At 60.3% G+C, this 17,004-nt stretch carries 15 protein-coding genes and 2 pseudogenes; 12 read left to right on the top strand and 5 right to left on the bottom strand.

Translation table 11 applies throughout. The features are described 5' to 3' along the window. Positions 1 to 43: 43 nt before the first annotated feature. The gene (gene clpA, locus VOM14_RS05600; RefSeq protein ID WP_327627744.1) at positions 44 to 2,341 is read right to left on the bottom strand and encodes an ATP-dependent Clp protease ATP-binding subunit ClpA; all 2,298 of its coding nucleotides are present in this window, start codon (positions 2,339 to 2,341) and stop codon (positions 44 to 46) included. Continuing rightward, positions 2,338 to 2,652 carry an ATP-dependent Clp protease adapter ClpS gene (gene clpS, locus VOM14_RS05595; RefSeq protein WP_074765375.1) on the bottom strand — a complete coding sequence of 105 codons (315 nt, stop codon included), beginning with the start codon at positions 2,650 to 2,652 and terminating at the stop codon, positions 2,338 to 2,340. Before clpS ends, clpA begins: the two co-directional genes overlap by 4 nt. Before the next feature lie 547 nt (positions 2,653 to 3,199). On the opposite strand from clpS, the gene VOM14_RS05590 reads away from it, so the two are divergent. Next, the gene (locus VOM14_RS05590; RefSeq protein ID WP_007180614.1) at positions 3,200 to 3,406 is read left to right on the top strand and encodes a cold-shock protein; all 207 of its coding nucleotides are present in this window, start codon (positions 3,200 to 3,202) and stop codon (positions 3,404 to 3,406) included. A 134-nt stretch (positions 3,407 to 3,540) separates the two neighbouring features. Here VOM14_RS05590 and VOM14_RS05585 read toward each other — a convergent pair whose 3' ends face one another. Then, positions 3,541 to 4,350, bottom strand: coding sequence for a hypothetical protein (locus VOM14_RS05585; RefSeq protein ID WP_327627743.1), 810 nt, complete (start codon positions 4,348 to 4,350; stop codon positions 3,541 to 3,543). 214 nt (positions 4,351 to 4,564) lie between these two features. Continuing rightward, positions 4,565 to 5,821, bottom strand: a complete 1,257-nt coding sequence (gene icd / locus VOM14_RS05580; RefSeq protein WP_327627742.1) for an NADP-dependent isocitrate dehydrogenase — start codon at positions 5,819 to 5,821, stop codon at positions 4,565 to 4,567. A 331-nt stretch (positions 5,822 to 6,152) separates the two neighbouring features. Between icd and VOM14_RS05575 the strand changes: the two genes are divergently transcribed. From VOM14_RS05575 to VOM14_RS05545, 7 genes and pseudogenes are all read left to right on the top strand, one after another. Continuing rightward, entirely contained in the window at positions 6,153 to 6,734 is a 582-nt protein-coding gene (locus VOM14_RS05575) for a pseudouridine synthase (RefSeq protein WP_327627741.1), read from the top strand. 398 nt (positions 6,735 to 7,132) lie between these two features. Continuing rightward, complete coding sequence (locus VOM14_RS05570; protein ID WP_327627740.1) at positions 7,133 to 7,333, top strand: hypothetical protein; 201 nt, start codon at positions 7,133 to 7,135, stop codon at positions 7,331 to 7,333. 144 nt (positions 7,334 to 7,477) lie between these two features. Beyond that, positions 7,478 to 7,984 carry a DUF192 domain-containing protein gene (locus VOM14_RS05565; RefSeq protein ID WP_327627739.1) on the top strand — a complete coding sequence of 169 codons (507 nt, stop codon included), beginning with the start codon at positions 7,478 to 7,480 and terminating at the stop codon, positions 7,982 to 7,984. A gap of 601 nt (positions 7,985 to 8,585) precedes the next feature. Next, positions 8,586 to 8,939: a GIY-YIG nuclease family protein gene (locus tag VOM14_RS05560; RefSeq protein WP_327627738.1), complete on the top strand. Its 354-nt coding sequence runs from the start codon at positions 8,586 to 8,588 to the stop codon at positions 8,937 to 8,939. 200 nt (positions 8,940 to 9,139) lie between these two features. Beyond that, positions 9,140 to 9,595: a DUF1330 domain-containing protein gene (locus VOM14_RS05555; protein ID WP_327627737.1), complete on the top strand. Its 456-nt coding sequence runs from the start codon at positions 9,140 to 9,142 to the stop codon at positions 9,593 to 9,595. A gap of 5 nt (positions 9,596 to 9,600) precedes the next feature. Then, positions 9,601 to 10,530 (top strand): alpha/beta fold hydrolase, encoded by a 930-nt coding sequence (locus VOM14_RS05550; RefSeq protein ID WP_327627736.1) that lies wholly within the window; start codon positions 9,601 to 9,603, stop codon positions 10,528 to 10,530. Between the two features lie 65 nt (positions 10,531 to 10,595). Next, positions 10,596 to 10,805 (top strand): annotated as a pseudogene (locus tag VOM14_RS05545) (LysR family transcriptional regulator); the annotation flags it as partial. A gap of 32 nt (positions 10,806 to 10,837) precedes the next feature. Here the strand turns inward: VOM14_RS05545 and VOM14_RS05540 are convergent. Next, a pseudogene (locus tag VOM14_RS05540) lies at positions 10,838 to 10,957 on the bottom strand (DUF2274 domain-containing protein); the annotation flags it as partial. A 186-nt stretch (positions 10,958 to 11,143) separates the two neighbouring features. On the opposite strand from VOM14_RS05540, the gene fusA reads away from it, so the two are divergent. From fusA to VOM14_RS05520, 4 genes are all read left to right on the top strand, one after another. Then, complete coding sequence (gene fusA, locus VOM14_RS05535; protein WP_327627735.1) at positions 11,144 to 13,249, top strand: elongation factor G; 2,106 nt, start codon at positions 11,144 to 11,146, stop codon at positions 13,247 to 13,249. Positions 13,250 to 13,391: 142 nt separating this feature from the next. After that, positions 13,392 to 13,913, top strand: coding sequence for a cupin domain-containing protein (locus VOM14_RS05530; RefSeq protein WP_327627734.1), 522 nt, complete (start codon positions 13,392 to 13,394; stop codon positions 13,911 to 13,913). Between the two features lie 18 nt (positions 13,914 to 13,931). After that, the gene (locus VOM14_RS05525; RefSeq protein ID WP_327627733.1) at positions 13,932 to 14,951 is read left to right on the top strand and encodes a HoxN/HupN/NixA family nickel/cobalt transporter; all 1,020 of its coding nucleotides are present in this window, start codon (positions 13,932 to 13,934) and stop codon (positions 14,949 to 14,951) included. 345 nt (positions 14,952 to 15,296) lie between these two features. After that, complete coding sequence (locus VOM14_RS05520; protein WP_327627732.1) at positions 15,297 to 16,970, top strand: ABC transporter substrate-binding protein; 1,674 nt, start codon at positions 15,297 to 15,299, stop codon at positions 16,968 to 16,970. Positions 16,971 to 17,004 lie beyond the last annotated feature (34 nt).

The following is a 17,004-nucleotide window of genomic DNA, read 5'->3' as shown; positions in this document are numbered from 1 at the left end:
CTGGTCCACGCCGTTTTTGTTTTGCCCAGAAGGCTTCTTGCGCTTACTCGACTTCCACTGCTTCCGGATTCGGATTGCGCGGCGCCGGATGCTCGTCGAAGGTCAATTGCACCTTGTCTTCCGCATCCACGTCGACCGACACCCGGCCGCCGTTCATCAGTTTGCCGAACAGCAACTCGTCGGCCAGTGCGCGACGGATCGTGTCCTGAATCAGGCGCTGCATTGGCCGCGCGCCCATCAGCGGATCGAAACCGTGCTTGGCGAGATGCTTGCGCAGCGCGTCGGTGAAGAGCGCGTCGACCTTCTTCTCGTGCAGTTGATCTTCCAGCTGCATCAGGAACTTGTCGACCACGCGCATGATGATTTCCTCATCGAGCGAACGGAAGCTGATGGTCGCGTCCAGACGGTTACGGAACTCCGGCGTGAACATGCGCTTGATGTCGACCATCTCGTCGCCGGTTTCGCGGCGGTTCGTGAAGCCGATCACCGACTTGCCCATTGCCTCGGCGCCCGCATTCGTCGTCATGATGATGATGACGTTGCGGAAATCCGCCTTGCGTCCGTTGTTGTCCGTCAGCGTGCCGTGGTCCATGACCTGCAGCAGCACGTTGTAGATGTCCGGATGCGCCTTCTCGATTTCATCGAGCAGCAGCACGCAATGCGGCTTTTTCGTGACAGCTTCCGTCAGCAGGCCGCCCTGGTCGAAACCGACATATCCCGGCGGCGCGCCGATCAGACGGCTCACCGCGTGACGCTCCATGTACTCCGACATGTCGAAGCGGATCAGCTCGATGCCCAGCGTGAACGCCAGCTGCTTCGCCACTTCCGTCTTGCCGACGCCCGTGGGACCGGAGAACAGGAACGCGCCGATCGGCTTGTCCAGCTTGCCGAGACCCGCACGCGCCATCTTGATGGCGGCCGACAGCGCGTCGATAGCCGGATCTTGCCCGAACACCACGCTCTTCAGATCGCGATCGAGCGTTTGCAGCTTGCTGCGGTCGTCTTGCGACACGCTTTGCGGCGGCACGCGCGCGATCTTCGAGATGATTTCCTCGATCTCGTTCTTGCCGATGGTCTTCTTCTGCTTCGACTTCGGCAGGATGCGCTGCGCGGCGCCCGCTTCGTCGATCACGTCGATCGCCTTGTCCGGCAAATGGCGATCCGTGATGAAGCGTGCCGACAACTCAGCCGCCGCCGACAGCGCGCCCGACGAATATTTGACGCCGTGATGTTCTTCGAAACGCGACTTCAGGCCGCGCAGGATCGCCACGGTTTGCTCGACCGACGGCTCCGTCACGTCGACCTTCTGGAAACGGCGCGACAAGGCCGCGTCTTTTTCGAAGATGCCGCGATATTCCGTGAACGTCGTCGCGCCGATGCACTTGAGCGTGCCCGAGGACAGCGCCGGCTTCAGCAGATTCGAGGCGTCCAGCGTACCGCCCGACGCGGCGCCCGCGCCGATCAGCGTATGAATTTCGTCGATGAAAAGAATCGCGTGCGGACGTTCCTTCAATTCCTTCAGGACTGTCTTGAGGCGTTGTTCGAAGTCGCCGCGATACTTCGTGCCGGCGAGCAGCGCGCCCATGTCGAGCGAGTACACCTGCGCGTCGGCCAGGATGTCCGGCACTTCGCCGCGCGTGATGCGCCATGCGAGCCCTTCGGCGATCGCGGTCTTGCCGACGCCGGCCTCGCCGACCAGAAGCGGGTTGTTCTTGCGACGGCGGCACAGCACCTGCACCACGCGCTCCACTTCCGACTCGCGCCCGATCAGCGGATCGATGCGGCCGTCTTTCGCCATCTGGTTCAGATTCTGGGTGAACTGGGCCAGCGGCGTTTCTTTCTGGGCGGCGGCTTCGTCGGACTCGGCATTCGTGTCGCTCGCTTTCGCGGCGTCCGTGCTGCTCGTCTTGGCGATGCCGTGCGAAATGAAATTGACCACGTCAAGACGTGTCACGCCCTGCTGTTGCAGGTAGTACACCGCATGCGAATCCTTCTCGCCGAAGATCGCGACCAGCACATTCGCGCCGGTCACTTCCTTCTTGCCATTCGAGGTGGACTGCACATGCATGATGGCGCGCTGGATCACACGCTGGAAACCCAGCGTGGGTTGCGTGTCCACGTCGTCCGTGCCGGGCACGGTAGGCGTGTTGTCATGAATGAAGTTGCGCAGGTTCTGGCGCAGATCCTCGATATTGGCCGCGCATGCACGCAACACCTCCGCCGCTGTCGGATTGTCCAACAGTGCCAGCAAAAGATGTTCGACCGTTATGAACTCGTGCCGCGCCTGGCGTGCTTCCATGAACGCCATGTGCAGGCTGACTTCCAGTTCCTGGGCAATCATGCTTCCTCCATCACACACTGCAGCGGATGCCCGGCCTGCCGTGCGTGGGTAACGACTTGCTCGACTTTGGTCGACGCGATGTCCCGCGTATAGACCCCACAAACTCCCCTGCCCTCGCGATGCACCTTCAACATGACCTGCGTTGCGGTTTCACGATCTTTATTGAAGTATTCCTGCACGATCATCACGACAAATTCCATTGGCGTGAAGTCGTCATTCAGCAGCACCACCTTGTACATGGCCGGCGGCTTGAGCTTTTTCTCCTGCCGCTCCAGTACGGTGCCGTCCTGCTTGTCCGGGATAATCGCCATACACCCATTCTAAACAACTAGGACAGGCCCGCAATCCTGTCAAAACCCGGCCAACCGGCCAGTGAGCCCGAACGCTGCCGCCCGGCGGAAACTCACCGCCCGCGTGCGCCATTCACGAGCCGATTGCGGAGCCGGCCCCGATCCTGATCATGCGTCGCGGCCTTGTTGCGCCGCGGTCGGATCGAGTATCGCACAACCTGCCGGAGCTGGCTGACAGCAGCTCGCCATCGAAACACGGCGGGAACGGCCGGCAGAACAGCATGTGAGACGATTATGCGACTTTTCAAGATCGCCCGCTTGCGCAACCGCACATTACGAAAGCGGGAAAAACCCTGAAAACTGCCTGTTTGCAACGCCCGCCACGATGTCTCAAAATTTTCTTGACACTCGAATAAAGAGCCTCAACAATCAAGCTGGCACTTTTTTCACTGCGCCAAATTTCGAAAAAATGCCGATGGTGAGCTTGTGAGGAGGGGCGGCTGCATCGCGCGGTCGTCGAGCTTTTCGAGGGCTCGTGGTAGTGACATGAGTTACAGGGGAAGTTGGAATGGCAACTGGTACGGTCAAATGGTTCAATGACGCAAAAGGATTCGGATTCATCACGCCTGATGAAGGTGGTGAAGATCTGTTTGCACACTTCTCGGCCATCCAGATGAATGGGTTCAAGACCCTCAAGGAAGGCCAAAAGGTGACTTTCGAGGTCGTGCAAGGCCCGAAGGGCAAGCAGGCATCGAACATCCAGGCACCCGCCTGATACTTGTTCGATACCCGTCCTTTGAAACCCGGCCTCGCGCCGGGTTTCTTTTTGTGCGCCCGGTTTGTGATCCGTTGCGGATACATCTGCGTTGCGGATACATCCGTGTCCCAGATATCGGGCATGACCGCACGCTACCGCGCGATGCCGTGTGTCATTGCGCGCTGCACGGCGAGGCTGCGGGCGAGATCGCCCTCATAAACCGCGATGCCCTGGTGGCTCAGGTTGGAGCGCGTGTCGATGGCCGGCGTGATGCCAATGCGCGCGACAAGATCACAAAACCAGTAGTCCTCCGACAGATACACCCGTGTTTGCGGACAGATGCCCGTATCGAAAAACGCATAGAGAAATCCGGCGGGCTTGCCCTCGTCGAGTTCAGGCCGGCCGACAAACGGTGAGCGGTATTGCAGCTCCGGATAGCGCGCGATCAGCGCCAGAAAAACCTCGCGCCGGATCAGCATGAAACCGGTCGGCGCGTAGCGCGCGTCAAGGAAACCGTCCGCGTCCGGTTCGAGCGAAGCGCTGCGCGCCACGGCGGGATAAGTCGCATGGAGCGCGCGGAAATCGGCTTTGGTCGAACCCGCCGGCAGCGCCTGCGCGAGTCCGGCTGCCGGCCAGCCATCGTTCTTCAACGGATAGACGCCGGCCACGACGGGCCGCTCCGCTTGCAACAGACGCACCACGTCTTCGCCCTTGAAACCGATATCGCTATCGATCCACATCAGATGCGTGAAGCGCTCGTCCGCGAGGAACTCCGCGACCATGGTGTTGCGCGCCCGCGTGATGAGGCTGTCGAAACTGTTGAAGTTCACGCGGATGCCGAAGCCGTACGCCGACGACATATCGTAGAGATCGAGCAGTCCGAGTGTGTAGCCGGTGGTGACCACCGCGCCATAGCTGGGCGTGGCGACGTAGACGTTTGCGGCGATGGAGCCTGGGTTCATAGAGATCGTTATCTGAATTGCATGCGCAAGGCGGTTGCCATTCGCCGCGGCGTAACCGCGGCATAACTTAACCGAGCCGCCGCGCCACGCATCTCAATAACGGCACGCGAGCGGATGCAAGCCGATGCACGCGCATAAAAAAGCCCCGGCCGCGTAGAGCGCAACCGGGGCTTCCCGCACCGCACGCCAGGCTTCGGCCTGGCAGCGCGCGCACTCACATATTCTCGATCATCACCTGCCCGAACCCGGAGCACGAGACTTGCGTCGCGCCTTCCATCAAACGCGCGAAGTCGTAGGTGACGCGCTTTTGCAGGATCGACGTTTCCATCGACTTGATGATGAGATCCGCCGCCTCGAGCCAGCCGAGGTGACGCAGCATCATTTCAGCCGAGAGAATTTCCGAGCCCGGATTCACGTAGTCCTTGCCCGCGTATTTCGGCGCCGTGCCGTGAGTGGCTTCGAACATCGCCACCGAATCCGACATGTTCGCGCCCGGCGCGATGCCGATGCCGCCCACTTGCGCGGCGAGCGCGTCCGACACGTAATCGCCGTTCAGATTGAGCGTGGCGATCACGTCGTATTCGGCCGGACGCAGCAGGATCTGCTGCAGGAACGCGTCGGCGATCACGTCCTTCACGACGATGTCGCTGCCCGTTTTCGGGTTCTTGACCTTCATCCACGGACCGCCGTCGATCAGCTCCGCGTTGAACTCCTTCTGCGCGAGCGCATAACCATAGTCACGGAACGCGCCTTCCGTGTACTTCATGATGTTGCCCTTGTGCACGAGCGTAACCGAACGGCGGTCGTTGTCGATCGCGTACTGGATCGCCTTGCGCACCAGACGCTCCGTGCCCTCGCGCGACACCGGTTTGATGCCGATTCCCGACGTTGCCGGGAAACGGATCTTCTTCACGCCCATCTCATCCTGAAGGAACTTGATGACCTTTTTGGCCTGTTCCGATTCGGCCGGCCATTCGATGCCCGCGTAGATGTCTTCCGAGTTCTCGCGGAAGATCACCATGTTGGTTTTCTCCGGCTCGCGCACCGGCGAGGGCACGCCCTTGAAATACTGCACGGGACGCAGGCACACGTAGAGGTCCAGCTCCTGGCGCAACGCGACGTTCAGCGAACGGATGCCGCCGCCCACGGGCGTGGTGAGCGGACCCTTGATGGACACCACGTATTCCTTCAGCACCTGCAGCGTTTCTTCCGGCAGCCACACGTCCGGGCCGTAGACCTTGGTCGACTTTTCGCCCGCGTAGATTTCCATCCAGTGAATCTTCTTTTTGCCGGCGTAGGCTTTTTCCACCGCGGCGTCCACGACCTTGATCATGACCGGCGTGATGTCGAGACCGGTGCCGTCACCTTCGATAAACGGAATGATCGGCTGGTCGGAAACGTTGAGCGAGAAATCCGCATTAACGGTGATCTTGTCACCGCCGGTCGGAACCTTGATGTGCTGATACGGCATGATCGGACTCCAGTGAAGGCTGTGCTAAAAGCTGATGGGAGACTGCGAAAAAGGGCGCTCCTCGCTACGCGCTATGCCGGACGCTGCAAGCGGCCTGGCAGTTATTCTAGCCCACGAGACCGCCGCATCGAGACCGCTTCGGCTTGGGGTTTTCCAACATGAAGCAACGACGACGCACAAGCGCGGATTCATTGAGTCTTGTATAAGACTCGCGGGCGTTTCAGGCGCATTATGCTTTATCATCGCGCCTTGACTACAGGCACTGGCGCCTTCCAGTTTAGCGTGGGCGCTTGCCGCCGCGATGGGCGCCGCACGACTTCCATCAATCCTTATGCATCTTCTCGCCCTGAACAAGCCGTTTGGCACTATCTGCCAGTTCTCCGCGCACGAGACGCGCGCGTCGCTGGCCGACTGGGTGAAGGTGCCCGGCGTTTATCCGGCCGGCCGTCTCGATTCGGACAGCGAAGGCCTTCTCCTTCTCACCGACGACGGCGCGCTGCAAGCGCGTATTGCCGAACCGCGTCACAAGCTGGTGAAGCGTTATTGGGCGCAAGTGGAAGGCGCGGTCGATGCCGCGGCGTTGCAGAAGCTCGCGCGCGGCGTGGATCTCGGCGACTACGTGACGAAGCCGTGCCGCGCAACCCATGTCGAGCCCACCGATATGGCGATGGACAAGCTCTGGTCACGCACGCCGCCCATCCGCTATCGCGCGGCGATTCCCACCACCTGGATCGAGTTATCGATCACCGAGGGCAAGAACCGTCAGGTGCGCCGCATGACAGCGGCGGTCGGTTTTCCGACGCTGCGTCTCGTGCGCGTCGGCATTGGCGCGCTGGATATTTTTTCGCTCGGCCTGCAACCGGGTGAGAGCGTCGAATTGCCGCTCAATGCACCATGGGAAGGCGTCGCGTAATTCGCTTGTTCGCGCGCTAACTCGTTGTATGGGCGAACAAAACCGCCCGTGAAACTGTTTAGCACGAAGCCGTGAAACATTGACATGCGCACGCGCAAGCCAAAGCCTGGTTCACCTCAATGTCCGGCAGCGAAACTTTCTCGAAAATTTTCGTCAACCGGTGTGCGCGCTCACGCGTTATTCGACGCAGATGCCGCCCGAAGCTGTCCGGCATTCAGCCTTAAGGGCCTTGGTACAAGCCGCTCGCGCGGCAGGTGCAGGCAGTCTGAGCGCTCGGCAGACGTGTCGAAAATTTGTTCGATGCGGCTGTCAACCGAAAGGTGGATGGCACGTTTACCGACATGACTCAAACATAACCGGGTCATTTGGTTAATTAACTAAAGCTGAGGATTTTCAAAATGAACAAACTGATCGCCGCTCTGGTCGCTGGCCTCTTCGCAACGGCAGCATTCGCACAAGCTTCGGCACCGGCAGCAGCTTCGGCAGCTCCGGCAGCTCCGGCAGCAGCTTCGTCGGCAAAGAAGACCACGAAGCACGCTCACAAGAAGTCGCACAAGAAGGCAGCTGCTGCTGCAGCCGCTTCGGCAGCTTCGGAGTAAGTTTGTTGTAAAAACGCAGTCAAGAACTAGCTTCATTGCCGTTCTTACGGCGTTGAAAGGCAGATCACCGAAAGGCGATCTGCCTTTTTGTTTTTGACGCGCTCGCGTAACATTCCCCGGTTAAATTAAGCAAGGAGTCATGCCGTGCGATTTCCCATGCGCTCGTTGATCGCGCGTTTCGTCGTTGCCGCGATCCTGCCGTTCGCGGCCGTCTCGTTCACCGTCCTGAACGCGCTGCCCGCTCACGCGCAGCAAATGCCGGCCGGCGCAAAACAGCCGGGCGAGTTTCCGCGCGTGAAACTGACCGCCGGCATGTTCGTGATCGACGCAGCCGTCGCCGCCAACGATGCGGATCGCGAGCAAGGCCTCATGTATCGCACGAAGCTCGCGCCGAACGAAGGCATGCTGTTCGTCTTCAATGAAAATGCGGTGCATTGCTTCTGGATGAAGAACACGCTGATTCCGCTCTCCATTGCGTTCATGCGCGCGGACGGCACCGTGACCGACATCGACGAGATGCAGGCCGAAACCACCAACAATCACTGCCCGAAGAACAATGGCGTCTATGTGCTCGAAATGAGCAAAGGGTGGTTTACGTCAAAGGGCATCAAGCCGGGAATGAAGATTCAGGGCTTGCCGGCGGCACAGTAAGTTGCGATATAAGTCACGCGTCGATTCGCACGTCGAGCCGCGCTAACGAACCACCACTGAACCACCGCCCCACCTCGCCACCCATCGCAAAAGCCGGCGTCCTTTTTAGCAAGGCGCCGGCTTTTTTTGTTTCACGATGACTCCGGCCCCGGCACTTCGCTGAACTGCGCTGAAGCTAGATACAGCAGGTTTATCAAAACTTACGCGCGCCCCTCATATGCCGGTACTTTCTGAAACCTGATCCGGCATCCCCTCTCGCCGCTCCGATGTGACTCCTGGAACCGGGCCGTTCCGAAAAGTCCTCATGGCAAGCTACACCGGCCGATCGATTTATATCCGGATGTTATTGACAGTCACTTTTTACCCGGATAATATTCAATCATGCGCTTCGCACCGTGAAGATCAGTCGAGACATCGCTTTGTTTGAACGGCCGGCAATAGTCCTTTTTTTGAAGACGCGAGCCGAGCCCGGTTTTCGGATGACCTCCAATTGCTGAAAAGAGCTGGTCGCAAAATGGCCTTCAGGCGTTGCAAACAAAATTATCGTGCAGGCTGCTGAAGCATGTGCCGGGCACACACTCACCTCAAATGCGAGGAAGTCATGATGGACAAAGTCAGGCGAAAAGAACTCGCCAATATTTATAAACTCTCATTCCCATGCATGGGAATCTACTCAATTAGAAACAAAATAACTGGCAAACAGTTGATAGGAAAAAGCACCAATTTAAACGGCGCATTAAATCGCCATCGACTGGAGCTGCGGCTAGGCGTTCATCGAAATCCTGATTTATTGGCGGACTGGCGTTTGCTCGGTGAATCTCAATTCGCGTTTGAAATCATAGATCAGATCAAAGAACGCCCAGAACCGGATTTTGACTATCCATCCGAATTGGATAAGTGCATGGCAGTCTGGCGAGCAAAAATTCCGCCTGGCTCGTCACTCTCGTACCTTTGACATTCTGTTGGCCTGCCCTTTTGCCCTCCAATATTTTGGGTCCTGTGGGCATACCTTCCATAAGCAGCCCTCAGGGTTCGGAATCTCATCGCTGCATGGCCCCGCGATGTGCGCGATCCCGCCGCGCGACTTTCATTGATAGAAGAACCGCGTGGGTCATTGACCGCCGTTTCGGCCGCTGACATCAAGGAATCAAACAAATGACTATTTCATTTCCACATCCGCGCTATCTGGAGCCTACGCAGGAATCGGGTCGCGCGTTCGTAATGCGAGGAATACAGGGCAGCGTCATTATGCTAAACCTATTGCGCTTCCGCGAAACTGCCGATTATTCCGCCAATCCAGAGTTGGCACCAAAGACGCCGATCAGCGGTGCTGAGGCTTTTGATTGCTACATCCGCCACACGCTCCCATTCCTGCACGAAAGTGGCGGTGAACTTCTATTTCTCGGTGCCGGAGGTCTTCTCCTGGTCGGCCCCGAGCACGAACGATGGGATCTGATCATGATGATTCGTCAAAGCAGCGCTCAGTCGTTCCTCGCTTTTGCAGACAACAAAGACTACCTCGCAGGAATGGGTCACAGGACGGCTGCAATTGAAGACTCACGCATTCTTCCCATCACTCAGGTTGGTGGAGCCCAATTTCACAAGGAATAAGACTAATGGAATTCGTAAAAACAAACAGCGTTACCGTGGGCTATGAAAGTTTTGGCGATGAAGACGCCGAGGTCATTCTGTTGATCTCAGGCCTTGGCGCTCAGATGATTCGGTGGACAGCGCCGTTCTGTGAGAGCCTGGTGGCTAAAGGTTTTCGTGTGATCCGATTCGACAACCGCGATGCAGGTAGCTCGACGCATTTCACGCACTCCCCGGCACCCGATTTTTCGGCTTTGGCAAGTGCAATCGCAGCAGGCCGAACGCCGGATGTGCCTTACACACTCTACGACATGGTTGGGGACGCCATTGGGCTACTCGACGCCCTGCAAATCGACCGGGCACACGTCGTCGGAAGATCAATGGGCGGGATGATTGCCCAATTGATGTCCAGTGAGTATCCAGAACGGATTTTGTCGTTGACATCCATCATGTCCAGCACGGGGAATCCGAATCTTCCCTCTGCTGCACCAGACATCATGGCCATGCTAACGAAGCGATCGCCTCACCCATTCGAGGATGAAGCAGGGTTCCTGGAGCACAGCCTCGCATTTGCGCGGCGCATCGCAAGTCCTGGTTATCCCCTCGATGAGGAAGTACATCGAATCCTGGTGTTGGAAGAAGCCAGGCGTGCTTACGATCCGGCCGCGTTCGGAAGGCAAATCGGTGCGATAGCTGCAACCGGCGACATCCGCTCAAGGCTTGCCCGGATCGTAGCTCCGACCCTGGTTGTGCATGGGGTTGATGATCCATTGATACCTCTGGACTGCGGCAGGGACACGGCCATTTCCATCCCCGGAGCCGAATTCATGGCTGTTAACGGTATGGGCCACGATCTTCCCTCCGCGCTGTATCACACAGTAGCGGATGCGATTGACAGGACTGCGCGCCGGCAGAACCCAGGAAAGCCGGCCGTGAGTAGAGCGATGAGCCACTAGGATCAGCATGGCTTCGCCTGAGAGGTTGGACAAGGCGCTGCCCGCCTATTCGGTTGGCGTCAACAATGGCGTTACGTCACCTTCGTTGTTTTCTTGCGGCGTCCGAAGGGTTCCACTTCGCCCGTGCCGCTGAACGGCTGCACATCGAGCACTCTTCGCTATCGCGAGCGATCAAGGAACAGGAAGAAGGATTGGGCGTGGTGCTGTTCGCCCGCACCACGCGCAGCACGCGGCTGGCCCGTGCTGGCACGCTGTTCCTGGAACACGTGCGCCGCTGCGCTTTGTCGTTAGCGTGATGGTAGATTCGTCAGGACTGTTTGGGCGGGGCAACCTCGGCTGACGTTCCTTTCCTGAATTCCCGATCGCCAGCCCTGAACGCCTCCAGTATCGGCGGGATCAGTGTGGCCGCGTCCACCGCCTCGCCATACGGCTTGCGCGTATTGCAGCGTCGCGAACCGCTGTCCGGCATGGCCAGCGCGGCCTGGCAACATTCCTGCAAAAGACGGGCCGACGCGCTATCCTAGTATTCTCAGCAACCCAGCATCCCGCGGTCCGGGCAGCACAGACTGCCGCCCGGAAAGCGTTTCAGGCGCGCTATTCCAAGGAGGTTCACGTGCCCCGCAAGACTCCCATCGAGCGCTACCGGAATATCGGCATCAGCGCTCACATCGATGCCGGCAAAACCACCACCACTGAACGCATCCTGTTCTACACCGGCGTGACCCACAAGATCGGCGAGGTTCACGACGGTGCGGCGACGATGGACTGGATGGAACAGGAGCAGGAGCGCGGCATCACGATCACCTCGGCGGCCACCACCGCTTTCTGGAAAGGCATGGCCGGCAATTATCCGGAGCATCGGATCAACATCATCGACACGCCGGGACACGTGGATTTCACGATCGAGGTCGAGCGCTCCATGCGCGTGCTCGACGGCGCCTGCATGGTCTACGACTCGGTCGGCGGCGTGCAGCCGCAATCGGAAACCGTGTGGCGTCAGGCGAACAAGTACAAGGTGCCGCGCATCGCGTTCGTCAACAAGATGGACCGCGTCGGCGCGGACTTTTTCCGCGTGCAGCGTCAGATCGGCGAGCGCCTGAAGGGCGTCGCGGTGCCGATCCAGATTCCGGTCGGCGCGGAAGAGCATTTCCAGGGCGTCGTCGATCTCGTCAAGATGAAGGCGATCGTGTGGGACGACGAGAGCCAAGGCATCAAGTTCGAATACCAGGACATTCCGGCCGAACTCGCGGCCACGGCGAAGGAATGGCACGACAAGATGGTCGAGGCCGCCGCCGAAGCCAGCGAAGAACTGCTCGACAAATACCTGGGCGGCGAGACGCTGACCGAAGAGGAAATCAAGCACGGTCTGCGCGCGCGCACCATCGCGAATGAAATCGTGCCAATGCTGTGCGGCAGCGCGTTCAAGAACAAGGGCGTGCAGGCGATGCTCGACGCGGTGATCGACTACCTGCCCTCGCCGGTGGACGTGCCCGCGATTCTCGGCCACGACGAGCACGACAACGAAGCGGAGCGTCATCCGAACGACGACGAGCCGTTCTCCGCGCTCGCCTTCAAGATCATGACCGACCCGTTCGTCGGCCAGCTGATTTTCTTCCGCGTGTATTCGGGCGTGGTGAATTCCGGCGACACGGTCTACAACCCGGTGAAGGAAAAGAAGGAACGCCTCGGCCGGATCTTGCAGATGCACGCGAACGAGCGCAAGGAAATCAAGGAAGTGCGCGCGGGCGACATCGCGGCGGCCGTCGGCCTGAAGGAAGCGACCACCGGCGACACGCTGTGCGATCCGAACAAGGTCATCATCCTCGAAAAGATGATTTTCCCCGAGCCCGTGATCTCGCAGGCCGTCGAGCCGAAGACCAAGGCCGACCAGGAGAAGATGGGCATCGCGCTCAATCGTCTCGCGCAGGAAGACCCGTCGTTCCGCGTGCAAACGGATGAGGAATCCGGTCAGACGATCATCTCCGGGATGGGCGAGTTGCATCTGGAAATTCTCGTGGACCGGATGAAGCGCGAGTTCGGCGTGGAAGCGACCGTCGGCAAGCCGCAGGTGGCCTATCGCGAAACGGTGCGCAACAAGGTCGAAGACGTGGAAGGCAAGTTCGTCAAGCAGTCGGGCGGGCGCGGCCAGTACGGCCACGCGGTGATCACGCTCGAGCCCGCGGCGCAAGGCAAGGGCTACGAATTCGTCGACGCGATCAAGGGCGGCGTGATTCCGCGCGAATTCATTCCGGCCGTCGACAAGGGCATCGTGGAAACGCTGAAGGCCGGCGTGCTCGCGGGCTATCCGGTGGTCGACGTGAAGGTGACGCTGACCTTCGGTTCGTACCACGACGTCGACTCAAACGAAAACGCGTTCCGCATGGCCGGCTCGATGGCCTTCAAGGAGGCGATGCGCAAAGCGAAGCCCGTGCTGCTCGAACCGATGATGGCCGTCGAAGTGGAAACGCCGGAAGACTTCATGGGCAACGTAATGGGCGATCTGTCGAGCCGTCGCGGTCTCGTGCAAGGCATGGAAGACATCGCGGGCGGCGGCGGAAAACTGGTTCGCGCCGAAGTGCCGCTCGCGGAAATGTTCGGCTATTCGACGTCGCTGCGCTCGGCCACGCAAGGCCGCGCGACCTACACGATGGAGTTCAAGCACTACGCCGAGACGCCGAGCAACGTCGCCGAGGCGGTGATCAGCGCGAAGCACAAGTAAGCGCTTGCGCGGCCAACCGGGCTTAAAGCTCGAAAGCCCGTCCTTCGTGGACGGGCTTTTTTTGATCGTGTGAAAATGCCCAAGGCGTGCCAGCACGGCGCCACGGCCATCGCCGGAACTCACTCTCACGAGGAGACATGTCATGAGCCAGGATCACGAACATCCGCATTACAGCAACGAAAAGAACAAGGAGGCGGCGCCCGTCGATTGGCGCGAGCACGGCGTGAAGGTGATTCGCGGCGATCAGCTCGACGCGAACACGGCACAAACGCCAGGCATGAACCGCGCCGCCGCGATCAACGCCGCCCGCGTCGGCGCGCAAAAAATCTGGGCCGGCACGGTCACGATTCATCCGAACGCGAAGACCGGCGCTCATCATCATGGCGCGCTCGAAAGCGTGATCTACGTGGTGCGAGGCCACGCGCGGATGCGCTGGGGCGAGCATCTGGAATTCACCGCCGAAGCCGGTCCCGGCGACTTCATCTTCGTGCCGCCCTATGTGCCGCATCAGGAAATCAACGCGAGCACCGACGATCCGCTCGAATGCGTGCTCGTGCGAAGCGACAACGAAGCCGTCGTGGTCAACCTGAACATCGACGCCGTCGAAGCACCGGAGACCGTGTATTGGGTCGATCCGATTCACAAACATCCGCACGATCACTGATCCGCTTTCACGCGACTCATGACGCCGACCGCTTCGCTGCGCCCTCGCCTTGTCACGCTGTACACCGTTCTGATCGTCGCCAGTCTGGCCGCATGGACGTGGGCGCTGATCGCGTTTCGCCATTACCCGCTGCTGCTCGGCACCGCGTTGCTCGCCTACGGTTTCGGTCTGCGTCACGCGGTCGACGCGGACCACATCGCCGCCATCGACGCCGTCACGCGCAAGCTGATGCAAAGCGGCAAGCGGCCGCTCGGCGTGGGACTGGCGTTTTCGCTCGGGCATTCGACCATCGTGATGCTCGCGACGCTCGGCATCGCGTGGACCGCGCATTCGCTGCATGGGCGCTTCGACAGCTTCAGGGCCGTGGGCAGCATGATCGGCACGCTCGTCTCGGCGACTTTCCTGCTCGTGCTCGCCGCGGTGAACCTCGCGATTCTGCACGACGTGTGGCGCCGCTATCGCCGCCTCCAGCATGACGGCGAAGCCGCTGCTCACGCGCCAGATAGTGTCGCGCCTGCCGGCTTGCTCGCTCGCGCATTGCGCCCGCTCTTCCGGCTCGTGACGAAAAGCTGGCACATGTACCCCGTCGGCGTGCTGTTCGGCCTCGGCTTCGACACCGCGACCGAAATCGGTTTGCTCGCGATTGCCGCGTCCGAAGCAGGCAAAGGTCTGCCCGTCTATTCGATACTCGTCTTCCCTGCGCTCTTCACCGCGGGCATGACGCTTGTCGATTCGACGGACAACGTATTGATGGTCCACGCCTACGGCTGGGCAATGGACGACCCCAGGCGCAAGCTCTGCTACAACGCGAGCATCACGTTCGTTTCGGCGGTGGTGGCGATCGTGATCGGCGGCGTGGAAGTGCTGGGACTGCTGTCGGACAAGCTCGGCCTGAACGGCGGCTTATGGCGCGCGGCGGTCAGCGCGAACGAGCAGTTCGGCATGCTGGGCTACGGCATCGTCGCTATGTTCACGGCGTGCTGGATCGGCTCGGTGCTGCTTCATCGCTGGCGGCGGCCGGGCATCGAGGCGCGGTAATTGCAACCGCGTCGAAGCCACGCGAGCGGAGCGGCCGGTAAGCTTTCCACGCCGACTTGCCGGTTCATTCGCCGGAGCGTCGGCGGGCCGCAAGCGTATCGTGAGGAACGCGCTACACGCATCCGCTCAAGGCCGCCCCGACCGTTGTCCTGACGACACACAGCCGCCCTTTTATCCACCGATAGCAAACCTGAGGCGTCCTCAAGCGCTCCAATCCACGAGCAATCGCTTAAACTGAAGCGGCTTTGCATCGCCAGAAGCAACAGCGTCGCCTCGCAGTCAGCCTGTCGCGCATCCGGCGCGGCTTCTCAGAACCGGCAACCGAACGGACTGGACATTCAATCAATGAAGACTCCCGCTGACCGATTCCCCGCTCTCGACCTGGCCCGCCGCACCGCCGACGCCTACGGCAACCACGCAATCGACGAATTCCTCGCCGGCCGCATCACGCGCCGCGATCTGCTGCGCTATGCGAGCGTGATCGGGTTCTCGCTGGTGGGCGGCGGCGTGCTGAATGCGCCGCGCGCGTTCGCGCAAGGCGGCGCGAAACCCGGCGCGCCTTCCAGTCAGACGATTCGCGTCGCGCATCTGACGCCCGCGGGCGCAGTCGATCCGCTGACCGTGACCGACGCCGCGAGTCTCGCGCTGCTGAATCAAACAGGCGAATTCCTCATCGACGACGACGGCGAAAAGCTCATCCTGAAGCCCGCCCTCGCGCTCTCCTGGAAGCCGAACGACAAAGGCGACGTGTGGACTTTCAAGCTGCGCGAGAACGTCAAGTTCCACGACGGCCAGCCCTTCACCGCGAAGGACGTGGCCGCCACCTTCGACCGTCTCGCCGATCCCGCGAGCGGCTCGGCGGCGCTCTCGGTGTTAAAGGGCGTGCTCTCGAAAGGCGGCGCGAAAGTCGTCGACGACCACACGGTCGCGTTTCACCTCGACGCGCCCAACGGCAACTTCCCGTACTACGTTTCATCGGACAATTACAACGCCGTGATCCTGCCCGCCAACTACGCGGGCGGCTATGAAAAGAGCTTCATCGGCACCGGTCCCTTCAGGTTCGAAAAGTATCAGCCGAAGGTCGGCGCGTCGTTCGTGCGCAATTCCGATTACTGGGGCGACAAAGCGTTACCGCAGCGCGTACAGTTTTCCTTCTATGCCGATCAGCAGGCGCAACTGCTGGCACTGCAAGGCCATCAGGCCGACGTGATGGGCACCTTCACCGTGCAGGGCGGCGCGGCGATTCTGAACAATCCCGACTACAAGGCCGTCGGTGTGAAGTCGAGCGCGCATCGGCAGATTCATATGCGCAACGACAATCCGTTGTTCAAGGACAAGCGCGTGCGCCAGGCGCTCGCGTTATCGCTCGATCGCGACGTGCTGGTGCGCGGCCTCTTCAAGGGCCGCGCGCAACTCGGCAACGACAGTCCGTTCGCGCCGGTGTTTCCATCATCGGATGCGGGCGTTGCGCAACGCAAAATCGACATTGCGAAAGCCAGGCAACTGCTCGCGCAAGCCGGCGTGCCGAACGGTTTCGACGTCACGCTGACCACCGAAAAGTACATGGAGATTCCCGATCTCGCCGTCGTCGTGCAGAACGCGGCGAAGGCAATCGGCGTGCGCATCAATCTGAAAGTCGAGAGCCAGTCGCTGTATTACGGCGCGGGCACGCCGGGCAAATCCGACTGGCTCGACTCGCCGCTCGGCATCACCGATTACGGTCATCGCGGCGTGCCGAACGTGTTTCTGAATGCGCCGCTCACGAGCACCGGCACATGGAACGCGGCGCACTTCAAGAACCCGCAATACGATCAACTGGTCGCGCAATTCGTCGCGGCCGTCGACCTCGCATCGCAGAAAAAAATCTCCGGGCAGATCCAGACACTGCTGCTCGACGAAACGCCGATCATCATTCCGTTCTTCTACGACCAGTTGATCGCGATGCGCAAGGGCGTGAACGGCGTGCGCTTCACCGCGCTCGCGCAGCTCTATTTCGACCGCGCGGTGTTGAGCGCGTAAGCGGCTCGCGCAAGCGCCGCTATTCACCGGCCAG

It is taken from the genome of Paraburkholderia sp. MPAMCS5, from assembly GCF_036016995.1.
GTDB lineage: Bacteria > Pseudomonadota > Gammaproteobacteria > Burkholderiales > Burkholderiaceae > Paraburkholderia.
Note: the sequence above shows the minus strand (reverse complement) of the source record. Positions and strands in the feature narration are given on the sequence as shown.